Origin of the sequence: Bacteroides sp. 2201st1_D9_2201SCRN_220225, assembly GCF_040928965.1 — a bacterium.
Taxonomy (GTDB): Bacteria; Bacteroidota; Bacteroidia; order Bacteroidales; family Bacteroidaceae; genus Bacteroides; species Bacteroides stercoris.
Genome location: NZ_JBCODG010000028.1, coordinates 1 through 21,911, shown reverse-complemented (window position 1 = coordinate 21,911; position 21,911 = coordinate 1). Strand labels below are relative to the sequence as shown.

The window sequence follows — 21,911 nt, the reverse complement described above, 5'->3', positions numbered from 1 at the left end:
AGAATATAAACATCCTACTATTTAATAGTTCAAGCACAATACTATACTAACAGAACCGGACTGATCATCCGCAATTTTTCTAACTAAAAAGGTAAGAAGGTATGAAAACAAGAAACACAAAATTAGGAGTAATAGCAATAACGTTACTATCAGCTGCAATGCCTTTCACGGCAAAGGCACAGGACAAAGTAAAAGCATCCGTAGGCGCAGACATCGTAAGCGGCTACATCTGGCGCGGACAAGACTTGGGCGGTGTAAGCCTTCAACCCAACGCATCCATCGCCTATAAAGGTTTGTCTTTGGAAGCATGGGGATCGGTAGGTATTGAAAAGACAGATGCCGACGGTTACGATGCTAAAGAGTTCGACCTCACACTGGGCTACTCCACCGGTGGTTTTAGCGTATCAATTACTGATTATTGGTATAATACCGGAGCAGGTTACTTCCACTACGGTGCCCACAATACAACCCACCTGTACGAAGCCCAAGTGGGTTACGACTTCGGACCGGTAGCAGTAAACTGGTACACCAACTTTGCCGGAGACGACGGTGTCAAGGAGAATGGTGACAGAGCCTATTCATCCTATATTTCCATAGCCGCTCCGTTCAAATTGGGCGGACTTGACTGGACAGCCGAAGTAGGCGCCACTCCATGGGAAACGGACTTCTACGGAGCAAGCGGATTTGCCGTATGCGACGTCAGCCTCGGAGCTACAAAGGATATCAGGATAACCAATTCATTCTCCCTGCCACTCTTTGCCAAAGCTACTTGGAATCCCTGTTCGGAAAGAGCATACTTCGTAGTAGGATTAAGTTTTTAAGAACAATAAAACACTTAAGGTATGAAAAAGATTGAAGCTATCATCCGCAAAACCAAATTCGAGGAAGTGAAAGACTCACTCCTCGAAGCAGATATCGAATGGTTCTCTTATTACGATGTAAGAGGTATCGGAAAATCCAGACAAGCCCGTATTTACCGTGGTGTACTGTACGACACCAGTTCCATCGAACGTATCCTCATCTCTATCGTTGTACGCGATAAAAACGCAGAAAAGACAGTACAAGCTATCATCAAAGCCGCACAAACCGGCGAAATCGGCGACGGCCGTATCTTCGTCATCCCCATTGAAGACGCTATCCGCATCCGCACCGGAGAACGGGGTGACATTGCCCTCTATAATGCCGAACAGGAAAGATAACCGGCAGCACTCAACCCACAGGATTTTCATTGAGCGGCGTGCTCAGTGAAAAACAAAATACAAGTACAACTAAAAACCCAAAAGATTATGGACAAATATATGAAACGCAGTTTCACAAAACTGCGTACGGCCCTTGCTATACTCATAGCTTGCTGCCTCACAACAGATATGTATGCACAAACCGCCGTAGCTGCGGATAGTGTGGCAACCGATACCGTCGCCCAGTTGGTTTCCGGTGTCAACACCGTCTGGATGTTACTTGCAGCCATGTTGGTATTCTTTATGCAACCGGGCTTCGCATTGGTGGAAGCCGGTTTCACCCGCACCAAGAACACCGCCAACATACTGATGAAAAACTTTGTGGACTTCATGTTCGGCTCACTTCTTTACTGGCTGGTAGGTTTCGGCATCATGTTCGGTTTAGGCGACTTCTTCGGAACTCCTCACCTCATGAGCCTGTTGTTCGATAGCAATGGCCTGCCCGACCCCGCTTCATTGCCTACCGAAGGTTTCCTCGTATTCCAAACCGTATTCTGCGCCACTTCCGCCACAATTGTTTCGGGAGGCTATGGCGGAGCGTACAAAGTTTTCCATGTATCTGGTTTACACAATCTTCATCAGCGTACTGATTTATCCCGTTTCCGGGCACTGGACTTGGGGTGGTGGATGGCTGATGAACGGTGAAGCAGGTTCCTTCATGACGGAAACATTCGGAACTACCTTCCACGATTTCGCAGGTTCTACCATTGTACACTCCGTAGGCGGTTGGATTGCATTGGTAGGTGCAGCTATCCTCGGTCCGCGCATCGGCAAGTACGGCAAAGACGACCGGTCAAAAGCCATCCCCGGACACAACCTCACCATTGCGGCACTGGGCGTGTTCATCCTATGGTTCGGATGGTTCGGTTTCAACCCCGGCTCTCAGTTGGCGGCAGCCACTACCGAGGATCAGGTAACTGTCTCGCTCGTATTCCTCAACACTAACTTGGCAGCTTGCGCTGGTGGTTTCTTTGCCCTGGCCGTCAGTTGGCTGAAATACGGCAAACCGTCCCTGTCACTCACGCTGAACGGTATTTTGGCGGGATTGGTAGGCATTACGGCAGGATGCGACGCCGTTGCTCCGCTGGGTGCGGTCATCATCGGCGCCATCTGTGGCGTACTGATGATATATGCCGTAGAATTCATTGACAAAGTACTGAAAATTGACGACCCCATAGGCGCATCTTCCGTACACGGCGTATGTGGTTTCACGGGAACGGTACTTACCGGACTGTTCTCTACCAGTGAAGGTCTGTTCTACGGTGCGGGTGCGGGCTTCCTCGGAGCACAGATATTCGGTGCGGTAATTGTCGGACTTTGGGCGGCAGGTATGGGCTTCATCATCTTCAAAGTACTCGACAAGATACACGGCTTGCGTGTTCCGGCTCGCGTGGAGGAAGAAGGACTTGACATCTACGAGCACGGAGAGTCCGCTTACAACTAAAACAAGTTTTTTTATTCTATCATATATTTATAAACCAACAATTACAATTCTAAGGTATTATGTCAAAATTGAGATTCAGAGTAGTAGAGACGGCGTTCAAGAAGAAACCCGTTGCAGTGGCAGTCCCGGCGGAACGTCCGTCGGAATACTTCGCCAAGTATGTATTCAACAAGGAAAAGATGTTCAGGTATCTGCCGAGCAAGGTATATGCCAAACTGATTGATGTAATTGACAACGGTGCGCCGCTGGACCGCAGTATTGCTGATGAAGTGGCGGCGGGAATGAAGAAATGGGCGCTTGAGATGGGAGCCACCCACTACACGCACTGGTTTCATCCGCTCACCGAAGGCACTGCCGAAAAACACGACGCTTTTGTGGAACACGACGGCAAGGGCGGCATGATGGAAGAATTCACAGGCAAGTTGCTTGTGCAGCAGGAACCGGACGCATCCAGCTTCCCCAACGGCGGTATCCGCAACACGTTCGAGGCACGCGGATATTCAGCATGGGACCCCTCTTCTCCCGCGTTCATAGTAGATGATACGCTCTGCATTCCTACCATCTTCATTGCCTACACGGGTGAATCTCTTGACTACAAAGCGCCGTTACTCAAAGCACTGCGTGCAGTGGACAAGGCAGCGGTAGACGTATGCCGCTACTTCAACCCGGACGTAAAGAAAGTAGTGGCGTACTTGGGCTGGGAACAGGAATACTTCCTGATTGACGAAGGCCTTTACGCCGCCCGCCCCGACCTGTTGATGACCGGCCGCACACTGACCGGACACGATAGTGCCAAGAACCAACAACTCGAAGACCACTACTTCGGCGCCATCCCTCCGCGTGTGGCAGCCTTTATGAAGGAGTTGGAAATCGAAGCGTTGAAACTCGGAATCCCTGTCAAGACCCGCCACAACGAGGTAGCTCCCAACCAATTCGAGTTGGCTCCTATCTTCGAGGAATGCAACCTTGCAGTAGACCACAATATGCTCATCATGGCTCTGATGCGCAAGGTGGCACGTAATCACGGCTTCCGAGTACTGTTGCACGAAAAGCCATTCAAGGGTGTCAACGGCAGCGGCAAGCACAACAACTGGTCGTTGGGTACGGACACGGGCATCCTGCTCCATGCCCCCGGCAAACTGCCCGAAGACAACCTACGCTTCATCACCTTCGTAGTAAATACCTTAATGGCAGTCTACAAACATAACGGATTACTGAAAGCCAGCATCTCCAGCGCCACAAACGCCCACCGACTGGGAGCGAATGAAGCGCCTCCTGCAATCATATCCAGCTTCCTCGGCAAGCAGTTGAGTCAGGTTCTAGAACATATTGAGGAAAGCACTAAGGATAACCTCATCAGCCTCAGCGGCAAACAGGGCATGAAGCTGGACATTCCGCAGATACCCGAGCTAATGATAGACAACACCGACCGTAACCGTACCAGCCCGTTTGCCTTTACGGGCAACCGCTTCGAGTTTCGTGCCGTAGGTTCGGAAGCCAACTGTGCCAGCGCCATGATTGCCCTGAACTCCGCTCTTGCCGAGCAACTGGTAGAATTCAAGAAGGATGTAGACAAACTTATCGGGAAGGGTGAACCGAAGATTTCGGCTATCCTCGACGTTATCCGCAAATACATCAGGATATGCAAGCCCATTCACTTCGACGGTAACGGCTACAGCGACGAATGGAAAGCCGAGGCCAAAAAACGCGGTCTGGACTGCGAAACCAGTGTACCCCTCATCTTCGACAACTATCTGAAGCCCGAAAGCATCCGTATGTTCGAGTCTGTAGGCGTAATGACGCAAAAGGAACTGGAAGCCCGCAACGAAGTGAAGTGGGAGACCTATACCAAGAAAATTCAGATTGAAGCCCGCGTGCTCGGTGACTTGGCGATGAATCACATCATTCCCGTAGCCACTCAATATCAGACGGATTTGATAGACAATGTCTACAAAATGAAAGACCTCTTCCCGGTAGAGAAAGCTGCAAAACTGTCTGCCAAGAATTTGGAACTCATCGAAGAGATTGCCGACCGTACCACCTTCATCAAGGAACATGTAGATACCATGATAGAAGCCCGCAAGGTTGCCAACAAGATTGAATGTGAACGCGACAAAGCCATCGCTTATCACGACAACATCGTACCGATGATGGAAGAAATCCGCTATCACATCGACAAGTTGGAACTCATCGTTGACAACCAGATGTGGACATTACCGAAATACAGGGAACTGTTGTTTATAAGATAAAGAGCTATTTCAGACATACAAACTCTGAAACCGGAAATTATCTATTTCTTTTGTTGGTTGTTTTAAGTTTGCAGGGGAAAGAAGTGCCGTGATGGTAGTTCTTTCCCCTTTTTTATCCGGCAGACAGCAGCCTGAAGAGGAAAACAGATTATCTTTGTCCCCAATTACAAATAAACACATTATGAAAGACCTGCGTACACGCCATACAGCATTGCTGCTGTTTACATTCTTGCTGGCATCGGTATCCTTATCCGCACAGACCGGCTTACAGCAGAAACTAAGTGAGATTTCCGCCATAACGGAAACCCAACCGTTGGAATCTACCGAGTTTTCGGAGAAGTATGTAACCTATTTCACCCAGCCGCTCGACCACCGGCATCCCAAGAAAGGAAGTTTCCGCCAGCGGGTTATCGTGGCGCATGCGGGCTTCGATCGTCCCACGGTCATTATAACCGAAGGATATGGAGCCGCCTACGCGCTCAAGCCCCAATATCGCGAGGGACTTTCCAGGCTCCTCAATGCCAATATGGTATTTGTGGAATACCGCTATTTCCTGGAATCCACTCCCGAACCCAAAGACTGGCGATACCTTACAGCCGAAAGTTCCGCCGATGATTTGCACGCGGTAACAACCGCATTCAAAAACATATATCCCGGAAAATGGATTGCTACCGGTATCAGCAAAGGCGGACAGACCGCCCTGCTCTACCGCACATTCTATCCGGACGATGTGGATGTATCCGTTCCTTACGTGGCTCCCCTCTGCTACGGAACAGAGGACGGCCGTCACGAACCGTTCCTCAAAAAAGTGTCTACGGATGAAGACCGTAAAAGAATTACCGACTTCCAGCTGGAAATCCTGAAACGCAAAGCGGCCTTACTCCCCCTTTTCGAGAAATACTGCACCGAACAAGAGTATAAGTTCCGTGCTCCTATCGAAGAGATATACGACTATTCGGTACTGGAATATTCATTCGCGCTCTGGCAATGGGGTACTCCCGTCGGCAGCATTCCGCTACCCACAGCCACCGACGCAGAACTCATAGCCCACCTGCTGGCCATCAGCGACCCGTCCTATTTCACAACCGACAGTACCAACGCCTCTTTCTTCGTACAGGCCGCACGCGAATTGGGCTATTACGGCTACGACACCCGTCCTTTCAAAAAGTATCTCTCCATCAAGTCCGGCAAAGGCTACCTGCATCGCCTGATGCTTCCCGAGGAACTGAAAGATATGCCTTTTGACAAGACACTCAGTAGGAAGATTAAGGGATTCTTGCAAAAGAACGACCCGAAAATGATATTCATCTACGGTGAAAACGATCCCTGGACGGCTGCCGGAGTTACCTGGCTCAAAGAGAAAAAGAATATTCACGTATTCATTCAGCCGGGCGGCAGCCATCTGGCACGCATCTCCACACTGCCCGAAAAGGAGAAAGAAGAAGTGATGAAGCTGCTAAACGAATGGTTGCGGTAAACGCACCCGTTCTTTCGCAGCATCCTGTTTCTGCCGCATAAGGGAAAAGACACAAACGGAAAAGGGCTGCCTCAGCGATTGAGACAGCCCCTTTTATATCAAACATACCACTCTTACCACTCAAGGAACTTTCCCCTCTCCCTGCGCTTCTGCAACTCCTCTTTCAGGAAGCGCTGACGGTCTTTGGCTATATAACGGCGGGCAAAGATGTTGGGAACGGCTACCCCCAGCGCAATGCAAAGGATAATCAACGAAGCGTTGATACCGTTGGACACAGCCACCGTGACCTCGCCCACCACTCCGTGCATATTGATGAGCGCCACCAGCGCACGGTACATCAACACTCCCGGAATCATCGGAATGACGGAAGGAATGGTAAGCACGTGATTAGGCACATGAAACCAGTGGACTGCCTTCACCGCCACCAGACTCACCACCATGGCTCCCATGAAAGAACCGATGACCGGACCGAGCCCCAACTCGAAGTTGACGAAATTACGCGTACACACGGCAAGGATTCCCCCTACCGCAACCACCCACAGCAGACGGCGCTGGATATTGAATATCATGGAGAAGCCCATCGCGGATATGGCTGCCGCAATGGCGTATATATAATAAGGATCGTGCGGAACCATGCTCAGTTCGCTGAACTTCTTGTCAATCACCACATCTTCCATAGCCAGCAGGCGCATGGCCATCACAATGCCGAACGCCATGGCACACACCATGAGTACCGTATTAACGGCACGCACGATGCCCACCTGTATGTAGTTGTCAATCATGTCGTCCACAAAGTTTATAATGGGAACTCCCGGCACAATGAACAGCGCGCACGCCAGTAGCGGATGGTAAGGCGTGCCCGAAAGCCCTGTAAAGGTAGTGATATAAGCCAGACATGTGGACACCAGCGCCGCAATGGTGATGCTCATATACAGATTGATACCGAACTCTATGCAGCGCGCACGGACACGGAAACCTGCAAAAGCGGCGATAGAGGCAAACAGAAAGGCAACCCAGTCGCTGCCGAACAGCTTGCAGAAGCCACCACAGGCAAAACCCGCACCGATGGCAACAAGATAGGGGGTGTAGTTCCGCTTCTTGTTTTTTATCTTCTCCAGCTCTTCCTCGTAGCGGTCGAGCGAATAGTCTTCCTCAATGGCACGCCAGGACAGCTTGCTGATTTCGGATATGGCCGTCATGTTGATACCATGTTTCTCGCACTTCTGAAATTTGGAATAAGAGTGCGATTCGTCACTCAGGTTCACCACCAGCATTGTATAAGTCACGTCGATGTGAAGATTTTCCTCAGGTAGTCCCAAATAAGCCGCCACACGATTCATATTGCGTACAATGCGATTGGTATCGGCAGCACTCTCCACTAATATTTTCCCCGTACGAAGCAATAAATCAAGCTTCCTGCGCAAGATAATCTCTTGCTCGACCATTGTTTTATCCATCAAACTTTCCACTAACTAATATCTGATTTTTACCTATTTTCAAAAAGGAGTACAAAAGTACATAAAAAGCATGAGTTTCCTACACCGGCATAACAAAGAAATCATTTTTTCTTTAGAGGAAAGAAAGGCAAAATAGGGAAAAGAATTTCATATCTCATCGGAAACCGATACCTTTGCACACATTTTCGGACAAAAGAAAACGGGCAGAGCGAATGTTCATCATATCTCCCGGAAACAAAAGCTGACTTATATGGAAACATTTTGGAACACCATCGCACAGTATAATGAAAGCACCTGGTGGGCGCAGATTCTCATTACCGCAGCGGGCATCCTGCTGACTGCATTGCTATACCGTCGTCCCACCGTCTGGACAAAACGCTCAATGAAAATATATATGGTATTCCTCAACGGCTGGATAGCGCTGGTGTACTACGCAATGTACTGCGACACGCGCAACTATCACTACGTTCTCTCCGCATTCTGGGGAACCGTCGCATTGATTTGGCTGTGGGATTTATTTACCGGTTACACTCCGTTCGAGCGTAACCCCAAGTACCCTATGCTGGCAGGAGTGCTCTATGCGATGCCCTTCCTATACCCGCTCCTTTCGTGGGCGCGCGGCATGGAGTTCCCGATGATGACGACCACAGTAATGCCCTGCTCGGTAGCCGCATTTACCATCGGACTTCTGTTGGCGTTCTCGCGCAAAGTCAATCTGCTCGTTATCCTCTTCCTCTGCCACTGGGCGCTCATCGCTTTCTCCAAAGTGTATGTGTACAAGATTCCCGAAGACCTGCTGCTGGCAAGCGCCACCGTACCTGCCATCTACCTGTTCTTCAAGAATTACATAGCCCAAAACCTGCACAAGGAAACGAAACTGAGCGCACGTCTCATGAACTGGTTCCTGATTCTGATGTGCATCGTTATCGGGGTATTCCTGAGCATCACGCTCTTTCAAGAGGTAGGAAAATAAACGGACCGACACACGTATTCATCACCGTTTGCCCATATAATAATACCCTATAAAAAAACAGACCATCCGTTTCGGGTAAACGGATGGTCTGTCTGTATCAAACGGATGATGCGTTTCATACCAACGCACCATCTGTTTTGTTATCTTATCTTAGATGAACCAGCGAACATAGCAGAAGTCCTGACGGTGAGGCAGTTCTGCGTTCTTCGGGAACATACGGTAAGCTACCTTGAAGCTGCCTGCGTTCTCCAGCTTATGTGTTGCCCGGAACGTATAGAGGTCACCCTCTTTCTTCACTACTTCAAACGGTGCTACGGAGTAAACGTGCTGCTTGCCGTCCTGAGCTGTATAAGTAGTAACCAGTTCCAGACCGATAGCATCGTCCAGCCCCTTCTCGTCGATAACGTAGGTAATGGTGTACTCCTTACCGCTTTCGAGAGAGCCTTTCACCAGTTCTTCGGTCTTTTCGCAGGATACGACTTCGATGCTGTCCCACTTGGCCACAACTTCTTCCTTCCATGCTGCGAGTTCCTTGGCTTTGGCATAGTTGTTGGCAGCCAATGCCTTGAAGCGTTTTGCTTCCTTGGTGTAGAACTTGCTATAGTAATCGTCCAACTGACGCTTCATTGTGTAATGAGGCGCAATCTGTGCGATGGAGTTCTTGATGGTTCTGATCCAGCCTTCGGAATATCCCTTCTTGTTGCGTGCATAGTACAACGGCAGGATTTCCTGTTCGAGGATGCTGTAAATGGTAGCGGCATCCAACTGGTCTTGGTATTCCTGATTCTGGTAAGTACGTTTTTCGGTCAACGCCCAGCCTGCACCTTCACGATAGCCTTCCAGCCACCATCCGTCGAGCACGGAGAAGTTTACCACACCGTTCATCAACGCTTTCTCACCGGAAGTACCGGATGCTTCGAGCGGACGTGTCGGAGTGTTCAGCCAGATATCCACACCCGATACAAGACGGCGTGCCAACTGCATGTCGTAGTTCTCGAGGAAGATAATCTTACCCAGGAATTCGGGACGGCGGGAGATTTCGATGATTCTCTTAATCAATCCCTGACCTGCACCGTCGTGCGGGTGGGCCTTACCCGTAAAGAGGAACTGTACCGGATAGTCGGGGTTGTTCACAATCTTGGACAGACGGTCCAGGTCGGTGAACAGCAGGTGTGCACGCTTGTAAGTGGCGAAACGGCGTCCGAAACCTATCAGCAGTGCATTCGGGTTAATCTTGTCCAGCAGAGACACAACACGTGAGGGGTCTCCCTGGTTGTTCAACCATGTCTTGCAGTATTCCTTACGGACGTAGTCAATCAGTTTGTTCTTCATGGCCATGCGCGTCTTCCAGATCTCTTCGTCGGGTACGCTGTAGATAGCTTCCCAAATCTTAGGATTGGACTGGTCGTACCAGAAGTTTTCATCGAAGTGCTTGGCATAGAGCTGCTTCCACTCCGTTGCGCTCCATGTGGGGAAGTGTACACCATTGGTGACGTAGCCCACGTGCATTTCTTCCGGGAAGTAACCTTTCCAGATGGGAGCAAACATCTCCTGGGAAACCTTTCCGTGCAACCAGCTTACACCGTTCACTTCCTGAGAAGTGTTGCAGGCAAATACGGACATGCAGAAACGCTCGCCCTTGTCGCCGGGGTTGTTGCGGCCGAGGTCCATGAGGTCGTCCCAAGTGATACCCATACGGGCAGGATAACCGCCCATGTACTTGCCGAAGAGACCTTCGTCGAAGTAGTCGTGGCCGGCAGGAACCGGAGTGTGTACGGTGTACAGAGAAGAGGCGCGTACCAGCTCGATAGCCTGGTCGTAGGTCAGACCTTCGGCTACGTAGTCGCAGATGCGCTGTACGTTAATCAACGCTGCGTGGCCTTCGTTGCAGTGATATACGTCTTTCTTGATACCCAGCTTCTTCAAGGTAAGGATACCGCCGATACCGAGCAGGATTTCCTGCTTCAAACGGTTCTCCCAGTCGCCGCCGTAAAGCTGGTGAGTGATGGAACGGTCGAACTCGCTGTTCATCTCGTTGTCCGTATCGAGCAGATAAAGGGAGATACGGCCTACGTTCACTCTCCAAAGATAAGCATGTACGTAGTAATCCAGGTAAGGAACATCGACTACAACCTGCTTTCCGTTTTCGTCCAATACGCGGTCGAGAGGCAACTGGCCGAAGTTCTGGGCTTCGTAGTTGGCAATCTGCTGTCCGTCCATAGACAAGGTTTGGGTGAAATAACCGTAACGGTACAGGAAACCTACGGCACACAAGTCTACGTTGCTGTCGGAAGCCTCTTTCAAATAGTCGCCGGCAAGTACGCCCAGACCACCGGAATATATCTTAAGTACATGATTCAAACCGTATTCCATACTGAAATATGCAACGGAAGGACGATTGCTGTCGGGTTTTACATCCATGTAATTGCGGAACTTGGAATATACATCTTCCATTCTGCGCAAAATAACCTTATCTTCAGCAAGCGCCTCAAGCTTGGCATAGCTCATACGTTCCAACAGCAGAACAGGGTTCTGTCCTACTTCTTTCCAAAGAGCAGGGTCAAGGTCTCTAAACAGTTCGGTGGCTTCAAAGTTCCATGACCACCAAATGTTACGTGCAAGTTCGGATAACTTCTCCAATTCAGCGGGGATGTGAGATTTAACGTTCACATCTTTCCAGTTCGGAGTGTTTACATTACTAACTTTAATCTTCATTGTATGATTACTTGATTGATTAATATAATTCTTTTTATCAGCCCAACTGACGCTTCATCGCATTGCGCAACGCAAGGTCGTAGGCTTCATAATAATATTGTATGAAATGCTTCCATAAGGCCTGCTCTGCCACTTGGGCGGCACGCTTACGGATTTCTTTGATTTCCGCATCTGTCTTTGTAGAGAACAAAGTTATGGTATCCTTGATACCGTCCGCCACTTCGGAATAGTTATAGTCCGAACGGTGCAGCACCTCTACTCCATCGTTGATACCGTGCTGGTTCTTCAGGCTGTTCACCCAAAGTCCGAAGCCGGCAAGGTCGGTCGTAATGGTGGGCACGCGGAAAGCCACGCTCTCCAACGGGGTATATCCCCACGGCTCATAGTAAGAGGGATAAACGCTGAGGTCCTCTCCCAGTATCAGGTCGTAATAATGCTTGTTGAGAATGCCGTCCTTACCGTCCAGATAGCAGGGAACGAAGATTACCTTCACCTTGTCTTCGGGACGGTTGCCCATACCGAGGTACTTCAGCATGTCCAGCACCTGGTCGTGCGTCATGTTGTGCAGCCAGTGCGTGATGAAAGGTACTTCCAAAGGAGTGGTATAATGCTCGTCTTTCTTTTTCAGACGCTGCTGCAGGTCTTCGCGGGGGTCACCCACCCAACCGGGTACGTTGACGAAAGCCAGCACTTTCTTATTCAGATTCTTATCACGGTTCAAACGGTTCAATGATTCCAGGAACACATCGATGCCCTTGTTCTTGAACTCGTAACGGCCGCTGGTTCCGATGATAAGCGTATCATCATCAAATTCCTGTCCCAACAGACTGTTTGCCACACGCAACATAGTGGAACGCGCCCGCTTGCGCTTACCGGTAAATGTAGAGCCTTTCGGAACGAAATCGTCCTCAAAGCCGTTCATCAGGACTACATCGGCAGGCTTGTCGAGCAGTTCCTTGCACTCGTTGTTGGTGATTTCGCTTACGGTAGTGAAACAGTCTACGTAATGGGCGGTCTGCTTTTCGATGGAATGTTTGGACTCCATATTCAGCTCCTGCGCCATTTGGTCGCCGTTGTAGGCAAAAAGATAATCGTATAGCGGTTTGTTGTTGCCCGCAATAGAACGGCCTATCGAAGTGGCATGGGTGGTGAATATCGTAGCGATTTCAGGAACGGCAGTCTGCAAGTAAAGCGCAGCCATACCGGTCATCCACTCATGTGCCTGAAATACAACCTTGTCCGTTTCCGTCAGGTTATACCGGTAGAAACTCTCCACCACCTTTCCGGTGGCGTATGCAAACATCGAGGCTTCATCGTAGTCACCGTATGCGTGCAGTGAATCCACCTGATAGTGTTCCCACATCTCCGCATAAATTTCATTCTTTTGTGCAAAGAAAGGTTGGAAGTCAACCAATATGACAATAGGTTCGCCCGGAATGTTCCAGCGGCCTACGCGGACAGAGAGGTTGTCTTTTTCAATAGCATATTTCTTCCATGCGGCACAAAGGTTATCGGACTCGATAAATAAAGGGTTCTCTTTACCTTGCCAGAAGTCCGGGCCTACAAAAAATACTTTATCGCGGAATTTTGTCTGCAAAGTGTTTGCTCTGGTAGACAAAACTGTATAGATACCGCCTACTTTATTACATACTTCCCAGCTCGCTTCGAAGATGTAATCGGGGGTAAGTAGTTCTTTAACCATATATGTTATAATCTCTTTATCGTAATTGTGGCTGCAAAAGTACGCATTATTCTTTGAAAAATAGCCTTTTAATCGAAAAAACTGATTAAATGTGCATAAACAATCGTTTGCATAAATACTACCGGCAAACGCTAAAAGCCCACCAATACAGAGAAGAGCGAAGATTACCGATGAAAAGAGAAAAAACAGAAGTTTGTACGGAATAGAAGGAAAAGACAGAGAAGAAGATATGAAAAAGAGGGTATATCAAAACTTAAACTCGCTTGCTGTCTGTTTCTTTTTAGGCACGGATTACACGGAAAACACAGATTTTCTTTGTTCTTTTTCCGTATAATTCCGTGACTAAAAGAAATCAGCAAGTATATTTTGACACCCTCTTCTTTTATTTCAACTGCTATTTGTGCAGTCGGTAATTGCTGTTTATGCGGTCAGCGCACTGCCAATCAAGAAAGTGGCAGCCAAAGCTACAATCGCATAAAGTTCGGGGAATACGGCAAGAATCAGCGTGTTGCTGAATACGTCGTGTCCCTGACCGATAGCGGCGATACCGTTGGCGCAAACCTGTCCCTGACGGATAGCGGAGAACAAGGCAACCAATCCCAAAGCAATACCTGCACCCAGAATGGCAGCAGCCTGAATGGCAGTCATGCCCGGAGTAAGGATGCCGAAAATAGTCTGGAACATAAAGTAGCCTGCAAAACCGTACAAGCCCTGAGTACCGGGAAGAGCGGTCAGCACAAGGAAGTTACCGAAAGCACCGTCGTTCTTCTTCAGCGCACCGATAGCCGCATTACCGGCAATTGTCACACCGTAGGCACTACCGATACCCGACAAACCAATCATCACTGCAATGCCAATATAGGCAATCAATAAATTCATTTCCATAATCTTATTCGTTTTTTATTGTTTATATTTTATTTGTTTCTCTTGTTTGTTTCTCTTAAAGATTTCTTTTGAAGAATTCTCCTGAAGACTCTCGGAGAAAAGACTACGCTATCTCCGCGCAGCTCCTATCTTCCTCTTTTGTCAATCCTTTATTCTCTATTTCTCAATTTAAATTTTCAACTCTCAATTCTTAAACGGCTTGTATTCCTTGCCTCCGCCTTCGTATCCGGAGTTCTTGAAGAATTCCACAAAGGTCAGACGCATGGGGTGAACCATTGCACCGAGCACGTTCATAAAGATATTGATGGCATGGCCGATAACGAATATCAGTACCATTACGATGGGACCTGCAATGACATTGTCAGGACTCATGCCCACCGCCAAGCTGTTGAACACCCCTGCAAGGATACCACCCGACAGTCCGAGGGCAAACAGACGTACATACGACAACACATCGCCCAGCAATCCGGTAGCCATATTGTAGGAATCCCAAAGCCCAAGCCCGATATTGAGGAATATGTTCTTTCCCGGACTGTTGTAGAGGAATATCATGGCTGCCGCCACACCGAGGATGCACAGATGCACCGTACCGCCCAATGGCATGACTTCCGGCAGCAAGGCTCCTACTCCGCAGGAAACCAGCAATATAATCCAGCCAATCGTAGCCACGGCATACTTGAACCCGAACTGAATACCCTGGTTCACCGCTTTCAGCACCATACCGAACAATATCTGCACCACACCGAGTATCAACGACAACTGGAACATATCGTTATTGTCCATGAACAAGGCCGCTTTCATTTTTTGGAAGAAAGGCAGGTCGATATCGTAAATGTTCGCTCCGAAGAACGTGCCGGTCAGCAATCCGCAGAAGAAAGTGGATGCCGCCAATACCTGCACCAATGAGAGGACAGGTCTCATCGCAGCGCTGATGTTCTTGGCAAACAGACGGTACAGGGTTGCTCCGAGAAACAGGAACAGTCCGTAACCGGAGTCTCCCAGACACAAGCCGAAGAACACCATAAAGAAAGGTGCAAAGAACGGCGTCAGGTCCAGCTCGTTATACTTGGGCAGCATATAGAGCTTGCATATAGGCTCGAACCAGGCAAAGAAACCTTTGTTGTTCAACTGTATAGGCACGTTGTCGCCCGGTACGGGAGAGGTTACCTCGTAGTACACGTGCTGCGCATCGAGCCATTCGGAGATTTCTCCGACTCTGGATGCCGGCGCCCAGCCTTGCAGCAGCATCAGCTTCTCTCCTGCCGTAGCTTCCGTATTCAGCATTACTTTGGAGAATTCCATGTCGGTGTTCACCTCTTTCAAGGCTGCACGCAACGAAGGGATTTCTCTCTCGGCAAGCACTTTCATTTTTTCCTCGTTATCCGCCAGAGCCTGTTCCGTCTCGTCACAAAGCACTTGTACGCGCTCCAATGAGTAAGGCGGCAGCTTGGCCTGCTCCGCATCCAAATCCGTTTCTTCCGAACTACCGGTTACGGTAACGAAATAGACGCGAGAGGCCTGACGGCTGATAACCATCGCATTATAGGTATCTTCCCAGGTTGCGTCGTAATTGCCTTCCGAGCAACTGTAAAAGCCTACTGCCAGTCCGGCATCGTGCAGACGCGAAAGGCTTGCGGGTTCAAAGTTACCCCATGGCTCCAGCGCAGCTTTTTCCTTCTGATAGGTCTGCAACTGCTGTTGCAACTTATTCTTTTCGGCTTGCAACTCGTCCACTTCGTTCAGCACTTCCAGTCCGCGGGCTGCCGAGGCGGGTGTTTCCTCCACCGCCGGTCTGGCGGGCTTAAACGCCTGCAACAGCTTTTCCGTAGCCTGCAGGCGGGCAGACAGACGGATACTGTCCTGCAACTCCGTATTGTCGGCAACGCCTTGCTGCTTTTCGGCCACATGCACCACACCGAGGTCGCGCACACCGTTCAGGAATGCTTCGTACTCCTTATAATATACAAGGAACGTGAGCTTCTTCATTTTCGTAATCATGCTTCTGCCTCCTTCCTTTTCTCTTGGTGGGACTTCATGATTTTCTGCGACGACTTGGAGAGGTTCTCCTCGTCTTCCATAAACCGCTTGATTTTGCGCAGTGCATCCTGATAGCCCGGAATCTGTACTTTCTCAAAAAGATTCACCTTTTGGGTGGTCTTTTTACGCGCATGTTCCAGCAAGTTCAGCTTGGCCACGGTAAACTCCCGTTCAATGGCCGTGTGTGCCAGTTCCTTGAGCAGATGCAACCCGTCTGCATACCATTTGGGCGCATTGAACAAGCTGTAAGGGCGTATCTCGAAATCTACATTCTCGAGCAACGGCACTCTTACGCCGGCAATCTTCTTCACACCAAGATGAACATCGCTGACCTTTATCAATGAGGCATCAAACTCATTCCAAAGGGCGAACATGGCTTCATAAGCTTGGATTTCCTTTTCCAACCTCGCGTCCAGCGCGGCAGCATCGGCCTTGCAGCGCTTCACTTCCATACGCAGGGCGCTCTCCTTGTTCTTAATGATGGGGAGCGTGCGCACACGTACTTTCAGTTGCTTTTCCAACTGCTGGAGCGACGTTTTATTATATTGAAACTTAATAGCCACTTCGTTAGTGATTAATGGTTAATTATAAGTGATTAGTTTTCTGTTTTGGGCCAGAATTCGTCCACAAGTTCTTTCTTGATGTTCACCTCTTCCGGACGGAAATACTTGCCGAACAAGCTCCAGGCTACGTCGAGCATCTCCGTGGTGTCAAGGTTTACGTCGATAGCCAGCAACTGGTTGGAGTAGTCCTTGGCAAAGGCAAGCGTACGCTCGTCGTAGTTCGTCAGGTCGAAACCGTTCTCCAGCTTCGTCTTGGCATTGGCGGCATCGGCATACAGACGTACGGCGGCATTCATCACCTGCGGATGGTCCTTACGGGTCTTCTTACCGGTAACGAGCTGTTTCAGACGAGACAATGAACGGAACGGGTCGACGATAACCTTACCGATGTCACTGTCACGGCGAAGGAACAACTGCCCCTCGGTGATATACCCCGTATTATCGGGCACAGCATGCGTAATATCGCCGCCGGACAAGGTAGTCACGGCGATAATCGTAATAGAACCGCCGCTGGGGAACTGCACCGCCTTCTCGTAAATCTTCGCCAAATCCGAATAAAGCGAACCCGGCATGGAGTCTTTGGACGGAATCTGATCCATACGGTTGGACACGATGGCCAGCGCATCGGCATAGGACGTCATGTCTGTAAGCAATACCAATACCTTTTCATTGTTGTTCACCGCAAAGTATTCGGCAGCGGTCAGCGCCATATCCGGAATCAGCAGACGTTCCACGGGGGGATTCTCGGTAGTATTCATGAAGCTGACGATACGGTCGAGCGCACCGGCATTGGAGAATACATTCTTGAAGTACAGGTAGTCGTCGTTCGTCATACCCATACCGCCGAGGATAATCTTATCAGTTTCCGCACGCAGGGCTACGTTGGCCATCACCTGGTTGAAAGGCTGGTCGGGGTCCGCGAAGAACGGAATCTTCTGTCCGGACACCAACGTATTGTTCAGGTCGATACCTGCGATACCGGTTGCAATCAGTTCGGACGGTTGCTTACGGCGTACCGGGTTCACGGACGGACCGCCGATTTCCACTTCCTGACCTTCGATGGACGGACCGCCGTCGATAGGATCGCCGAAAGCGTTGAAGAAACGTCCGGCAAGCTGGTCGCTCACTTTAATGGTAGGAGCCTTGCCCAGAAACACCACCTCTGCATTGGTGGGGATACCTTCAGTACCCTCGAAAACCTGCAAAGTCACATCGTCACCGGCAATCTTCACCACCTGGGCCAGCTTGCCGTTTACGGTTGCCAACTCATCATACCCTACCCCCGTGGCTTTCAGCGAGCACGTGGCTTTCGTAATCTGAGTAATCTTAGTATATATTTTTTGAAATGCTTTTGTTGCCATCTTATTATTTATGCTTTACGTTCTTCAATCAATTCCTGCAACTGTTTGTAGAAATTGTCATACTCTTCCGATTTGAATTTCGAGTAGTTCATCTGCTTGCAGATGTTAATCATTTTTTTGAAGTAATCCATTACCTCGTTGAAGTTGTCGAACTCAAATTCCGTATGGCAGATGTCGATAACCATGTTCAGGATTTCTTCCTGACGTTCCATGGGAGTTACGGCGTCAATCTCGTCGAAAGCATCCTGTTGCAGGATAACGAAGTCAATCAGTTCCGATTTCCAGAAGGTTACGTGATATTCCACGGGGACACCGTCATCACCGAGAATGTTGATTTGCTCCGCAATTTCCTTACCGCGTTGCAGACGGGTCTTGACTTCGTTTACCTTGCCAATCCATTCGCCGTTGATACGCTTGGTTATATAATCCTCGAATTCGGGATACTCGATATATTTGGAATACGAGTCGATAGGGTTTACGGCAGGATAACGCTTCTTATCCGCACGGTCTTGTTCGAGGGCGTAGAAGCAGCGGGCCACCTTCTTGGTATTTTCGGTTACGGGTTCTTTCAAGTTACCGCCGGCAGGCGATACAGTACCGATGAAGGTAATGGAACCCGTCTCGCCGTTGTTCAGCTTCACGTATCCGGCACGGCCGTAGAAGTTGGAAATGATAGAAGACAAGTCCATCGGGAACGCGTCCGGACCGGGCAACTCTTCCATACGGTTGGACATTTCGCGCAATGCCTGTGCCCAACGGGAAGTGGAGTCGGCCATCAGCAACACCTTCAATCCCATGCTGCGATAGTATTCCGCAATGGTCATGGCCGTGTACACAGATGCTTCACGGGCTGCCACCGGCATGTTGGACGTATTGGCGATGATAATGGTACGCTCCATCAGCTTACGGCCTGTATGCGGGTCGACCAGCTCGGGGAATTCCGTAAAGATTTCCACAACCTCGTTGGCGCGTTCACCGCAGGCGGCGATGATTACGATATCGGCTTCCGCCTGTTTGGAAATGGCGTGCTGGAGCACTGTCTTACCCGTACCGAACGGGCCGGGGATAAATCCCGTACCACCCTCCACAATCGGATTGACGGTATCGATTACACGCACACCCGTTTCCAACAATTTGAAAGGACGCGGCTTCTCTTTATAGTTCGTCATGGCTCGCTTCACGGGCCATTTCTGAATCATATTCACTTTTACATCGTTACCTTCCTCGTCGGTCAGGACAGCAATGGTATCCTCAATGCCGTAGTCGCCTTCCTTTACGATGGACTTCACGGTACATACGCCTTTCTGCCCGAAAGGAACCATGATTTTCAACGGCTGGAAGTTTTCATCCACCTGCCCCAGCCATGCAGCGGCTTCCACTTGGTCGCCTGCCTTTGCCAAAGGCACAAAATGCCATTTGCTTTCCTTATCCAACGGATACGTATATTGTCCGCGCTTCAGGAAAACGCCATCCATTTTATCGAGGTCGTTTTGCAGACCGTCATAGTTTTTAGAAAGCATACCGGGACCCAATGTCACTTCGAGCATGTGTCCGGTAAACTCAGCTTCGGCTCCCACCTTCAGTCCACGGGTGCTTTCAAACACCTGTACATAGACCTGAGTGCCTACCACTTTAATAACCTCCGCCATCAATCGGTCTCCGCCGGTCGAGATATAACAAATCTCGTTCTGTGCCACGGGGCCGTCAACTACGAGGGTCACCATATTGGCTATTACGCCACTAACAGTTCCTTTTGTTGCCATATAATTATGTAATTTATTTTATCTGAATTCTGCGGGTATCCGTACTTCATCCTTCAACGCAGCAATTATGCTGCGGAACAGTTGGCTACCCTTTTCTTTATCCAACGAAATCCAACGTTCTATCATTTCGAGCTGTAACAGGAACACAAACAGACGTTCCACTGTGAAATAGTCGAAGAAAGTAGTCTCTTCCATCCAGTTCCACCGCAACCGGTCTATCTTTTTCTCCCGCTCCACCAGTTCTTCCGTCTCGCTGATTTTCACCAGTTGCTCCAGCCATTCTACTTCACCGCCCAGTCCGAAGTCCCTGGCCCCGGATGTGCGCAAAGCCTCACAAACTTCCGTATCTCCCACTATCAGAGGAGCCACGTCCATTTTAAACTTTCGCGCCGTCAGTGCAACCAGCACATTGTTAATCACAAGATTAAAACCGAACCAAGCAGATACAAACTTGTTTTTGCACTTCATGGCATAGGTATAATAAAGCGCAGCCAAACGGTCTTCATGCAAGAAGCCATCTTCTGCGGACAAGTTGACATATTCGGAGATAAAGACAGAAAGGTAAGAGGGAAACACGCGATCCGATACCTCGCCGCCTTCTTTCAGCAACGAGATATACTCGGTCAGTTCTTCCGCCGAGTAGTTTCCCCGCGGATCAATCGCAGCGTCCTTGTTTTTCAATAATTTCAAGACATTCGCATTGTCGAACTGAAGATAAAACAAGTCTATCAGCCTTTTATCATCCTCAGACAAAGCCGGATACAATTCCGTCTTGAAATCAGCTACCGTATAGCTCAGTTTGCTATCCTCTAAAGTGAGTTCCGGCAAACCGGCTACCAAGTAATAGTATTTACTCATAATCCTGTGGGGAATTAAAACAGCATTTCCACTAATTGCGGACGCAGGAATTCTTTGAAATAGTTCATAAATTCCTCTTCGCCGAAGTTCACTTTGTAAGAGCCGTCGGCCGGTGAAACAGAAAAGAGTGTCTTGTTTCCATTCACCTGCTCAATCTTCACGCCCTTATCCAATAATTCTTTTGCCTGAGCGGTGAAATACTTTTTCAAGCCTTCCGCATCCGATGTGGAAATCACGATAGGTTCGTCCACACTCCATTTGGATGCCAGCGCTACGATGAAAGCGTTAAGGAAATCTTTGTTTGCGGCAAAAGCTTTCACATCGGCGTTTACGATTTTATCCGTTACCAAAGTGGCAATTTCAGATTTCAGGGCGTTCACAGCCTGACCGGCAAACAGTTTCAACTCTGATTTGGTATTCTCCGCCAGCTCATCGGCTGATTTACGAGCAGCAGCCACAATAGAGTCTGCCTCTTTCTGTGCATTCTCTACTATTTTTTGGGCTTCTTCCTGAGCTTTTACGATAAGTTTTTGGGCTTCTTCATTACCTTTTTCCACCCCTTCACGGTAAATCTTATCGGTTAGCTCTTGAATCTTGTTTTCCATATTTTACAGGAGTTATTATATGATTTATTACAATATTAATTGCATGATTTTTTTCAGTCCTTATTAGATTCACGCCAAAATTACGAAAAACCATTTGATATTAAACAAGAAGAATGGAATAAAAGTAACCCATTTTCATAAAAAATATCGTTTTTCACCAGTTTTGTTCCGTAAAGATAACAATAAGATAACAAGGAAAAAAGAAATAAAGAGTAAAACCGGAAAATAGACAGATGAAAGGGGCAAATAAACGGATGCATAGCATTCTTTTAGACGATACGATATAATATCCTAAAAACTAAGAAAGAAAAAACACTTCACAAGTATAAGAATAATCCGCACTAAAAATCTGCTGACCCCAAGAAAACAAGCAAAACAAAGAAAAGAAAAGAAAAGAAAAGCAAGCAAAACAAGGCAAGGCAGACAAATGAACTTAACTTCTCTGTTCGGAATGATAGCCCAAAAACAAGAAAGCCCCTGCATCTTCCGATACAGGGGCTTCTCTCTAAAAACGGCGACTACCTACTCTCCCACTGTTACGCAGTACCATCGGCGTGACTGAGCTTAACTTCTCTGTTCGGAAT

General features: G+C 48.8%; 15 protein-coding genes and 1 pseudogene. 6 read left to right on the top strand and 10 right to left on the bottom strand.

What is annotated here, in order from left to right:
* Nucleotides 1–101 precede the first annotated feature (101 nt).
* From AB5903_RS11135 to AB5903_RS11115, 5 genes and pseudogenes are all read left to right on the top strand, one after another.
* Entirely contained in the window at nt 102–821 is a 720-nt protein-coding gene (locus AB5903_RS11135; RefSeq protein WP_005656739.1) for a hypothetical protein, read from the top strand.
* A gap of 21 nt (nt 822–842) precedes the next feature.
* Entirely contained in the window at nt 843–1,199 is a 357-nt protein-coding gene (locus tag AB5903_RS11130; protein ID WP_005656741.1) for a P-II family nitrogen regulator, read from the top strand.
* 87 nt (nt 1,200–1,286) lie between these two features.
* Nucleotides 1,287–2,682, top strand: a pseudogene (locus AB5903_RS11125) (ammonium transporter).
* A gap of 59 nt (nt 2,683–2,741) precedes the next feature.
* The gene (locus tag AB5903_RS11120) at nt 2,742–4,931 is read left to right on the top strand and encodes a glutamine synthetase III (RefSeq protein ID WP_005656745.1); all 2,190 of its coding nucleotides are present in this window, start codon (nt 2,742–2,744) and stop codon (nt 4,929–4,931) included.
* A 181-nt stretch (nt 4,932–5,112) separates the two neighbouring features.
* A complete protein-coding gene (locus AB5903_RS11115; protein ID WP_368117844.1) occupies nt 5,113–6,408 on the top strand; it encodes a S28 family serine protease in 1,296 nt (431 codons plus the stop codon).
* A 113-nt stretch (nt 6,409–6,521) separates the two neighbouring features.
* Here the strand turns inward: AB5903_RS11115 and AB5903_RS11110 are convergent, their stop codons facing one another.
* Nucleotides 6,522–7,865: a threonine/serine exporter ThrE family protein gene (locus tag AB5903_RS11110; RefSeq protein WP_005656749.1), complete on the bottom strand. Its 1,344-nt coding sequence runs from the start codon at nt 7,863–7,865 to the stop codon at nt 6,522–6,524.
* A 250-nt stretch (nt 7,866–8,115) separates the two neighbouring features.
* Between AB5903_RS11110 and AB5903_RS11105 the strand changes: the two genes are divergently transcribed.
* Complete coding sequence (locus tag AB5903_RS11105) at nt 8,116–8,838, top strand: DUF6064 family protein (RefSeq protein WP_005656750.1); 723 nt, start codon at nt 8,116–8,118, stop codon at nt 8,836–8,838.
* Between the two features lie 150 nt (nt 8,839–8,988).
* Here the strand turns inward: AB5903_RS11105 and AB5903_RS11100 are convergent, their stop codons facing one another.
* From AB5903_RS11100 to AB5903_RS11060, 9 genes are all read right to left on the bottom strand, one after another.
* Nucleotides 8,989–11,553: a glycosyltransferase family 1 protein gene (locus AB5903_RS11100; protein WP_368117843.1), complete on the bottom strand. Its 2,565-nt coding sequence runs from the start codon at nt 11,551–11,553 to the stop codon at nt 8,989–8,991.
* 37 nt (nt 11,554–11,590) lie between these two features.
* Complete coding sequence (locus AB5903_RS11095) at nt 11,591–13,255, bottom strand: glycogen/starch synthase (protein ID WP_005656754.1); 1,665 nt, start codon at nt 13,253–13,255, stop codon at nt 11,591–11,593.
* A 420-nt stretch (nt 13,256–13,675) separates the two neighbouring features.
* Nucleotides 13,676–14,140 (bottom strand): V-type ATP synthase subunit K, encoded by a 465-nt coding sequence (locus tag AB5903_RS11090; RefSeq protein ID WP_005656759.1) that lies wholly within the window; start codon nt 14,138–14,140, stop codon nt 13,676–13,678.
* Between the two features lie 183 nt (nt 14,141–14,323).
* Complete coding sequence (locus AB5903_RS11085; RefSeq protein WP_016662812.1) at nt 14,324–16,138, bottom strand: V-type ATP synthase subunit I; 1,815 nt, start codon at nt 16,136–16,138, stop codon at nt 14,324–14,326.
* A complete protein-coding gene (locus AB5903_RS11080) occupies nt 16,135–16,740 on the bottom strand; it encodes a V-type ATP synthase subunit D (RefSeq protein ID WP_005656763.1) in 606 nt (201 codons plus the stop codon). Before AB5903_RS11080 ends, AB5903_RS11085 begins: the two co-directional genes overlap by 4 nt.
* A gap of 32 nt (nt 16,741–16,772) precedes the next feature.
* Complete coding sequence (locus AB5903_RS11075; protein WP_005656765.1) at nt 16,773–18,101, bottom strand: V-type ATP synthase subunit B; 1,329 nt, start codon at nt 18,099–18,101, stop codon at nt 16,773–16,775.
* Nucleotides 18,102–18,109: 8 nt separating this feature from the next.
* A complete protein-coding gene (locus AB5903_RS11070) occupies nt 18,110–19,864 on the bottom strand; it encodes a V-type ATP synthase subunit A (RefSeq protein WP_005656768.1) in 1,755 nt (584 codons plus the stop codon).
* Nucleotides 19,865–19,882: 18 nt separating this feature from the next.
* Nucleotides 19,883–20,722 (bottom strand): DUF2764 domain-containing protein, encoded by an 840-nt coding sequence (locus tag AB5903_RS11065; protein WP_005656770.1) that lies wholly within the window; start codon nt 20,720–20,722, stop codon nt 19,883–19,885.
* Nucleotides 20,723–20,736: 14 nt separating this feature from the next.
* The gene (locus AB5903_RS11060; protein ID WP_005656772.1) at nt 20,737–21,327 is read right to left on the bottom strand and encodes a hypothetical protein; all 591 of its coding nucleotides are present in this window, start codon (nt 21,325–21,327) and stop codon (nt 20,737–20,739) included.
* Between the last annotated feature and the right edge of the window lie 584 nt (nt 21,328–21,911).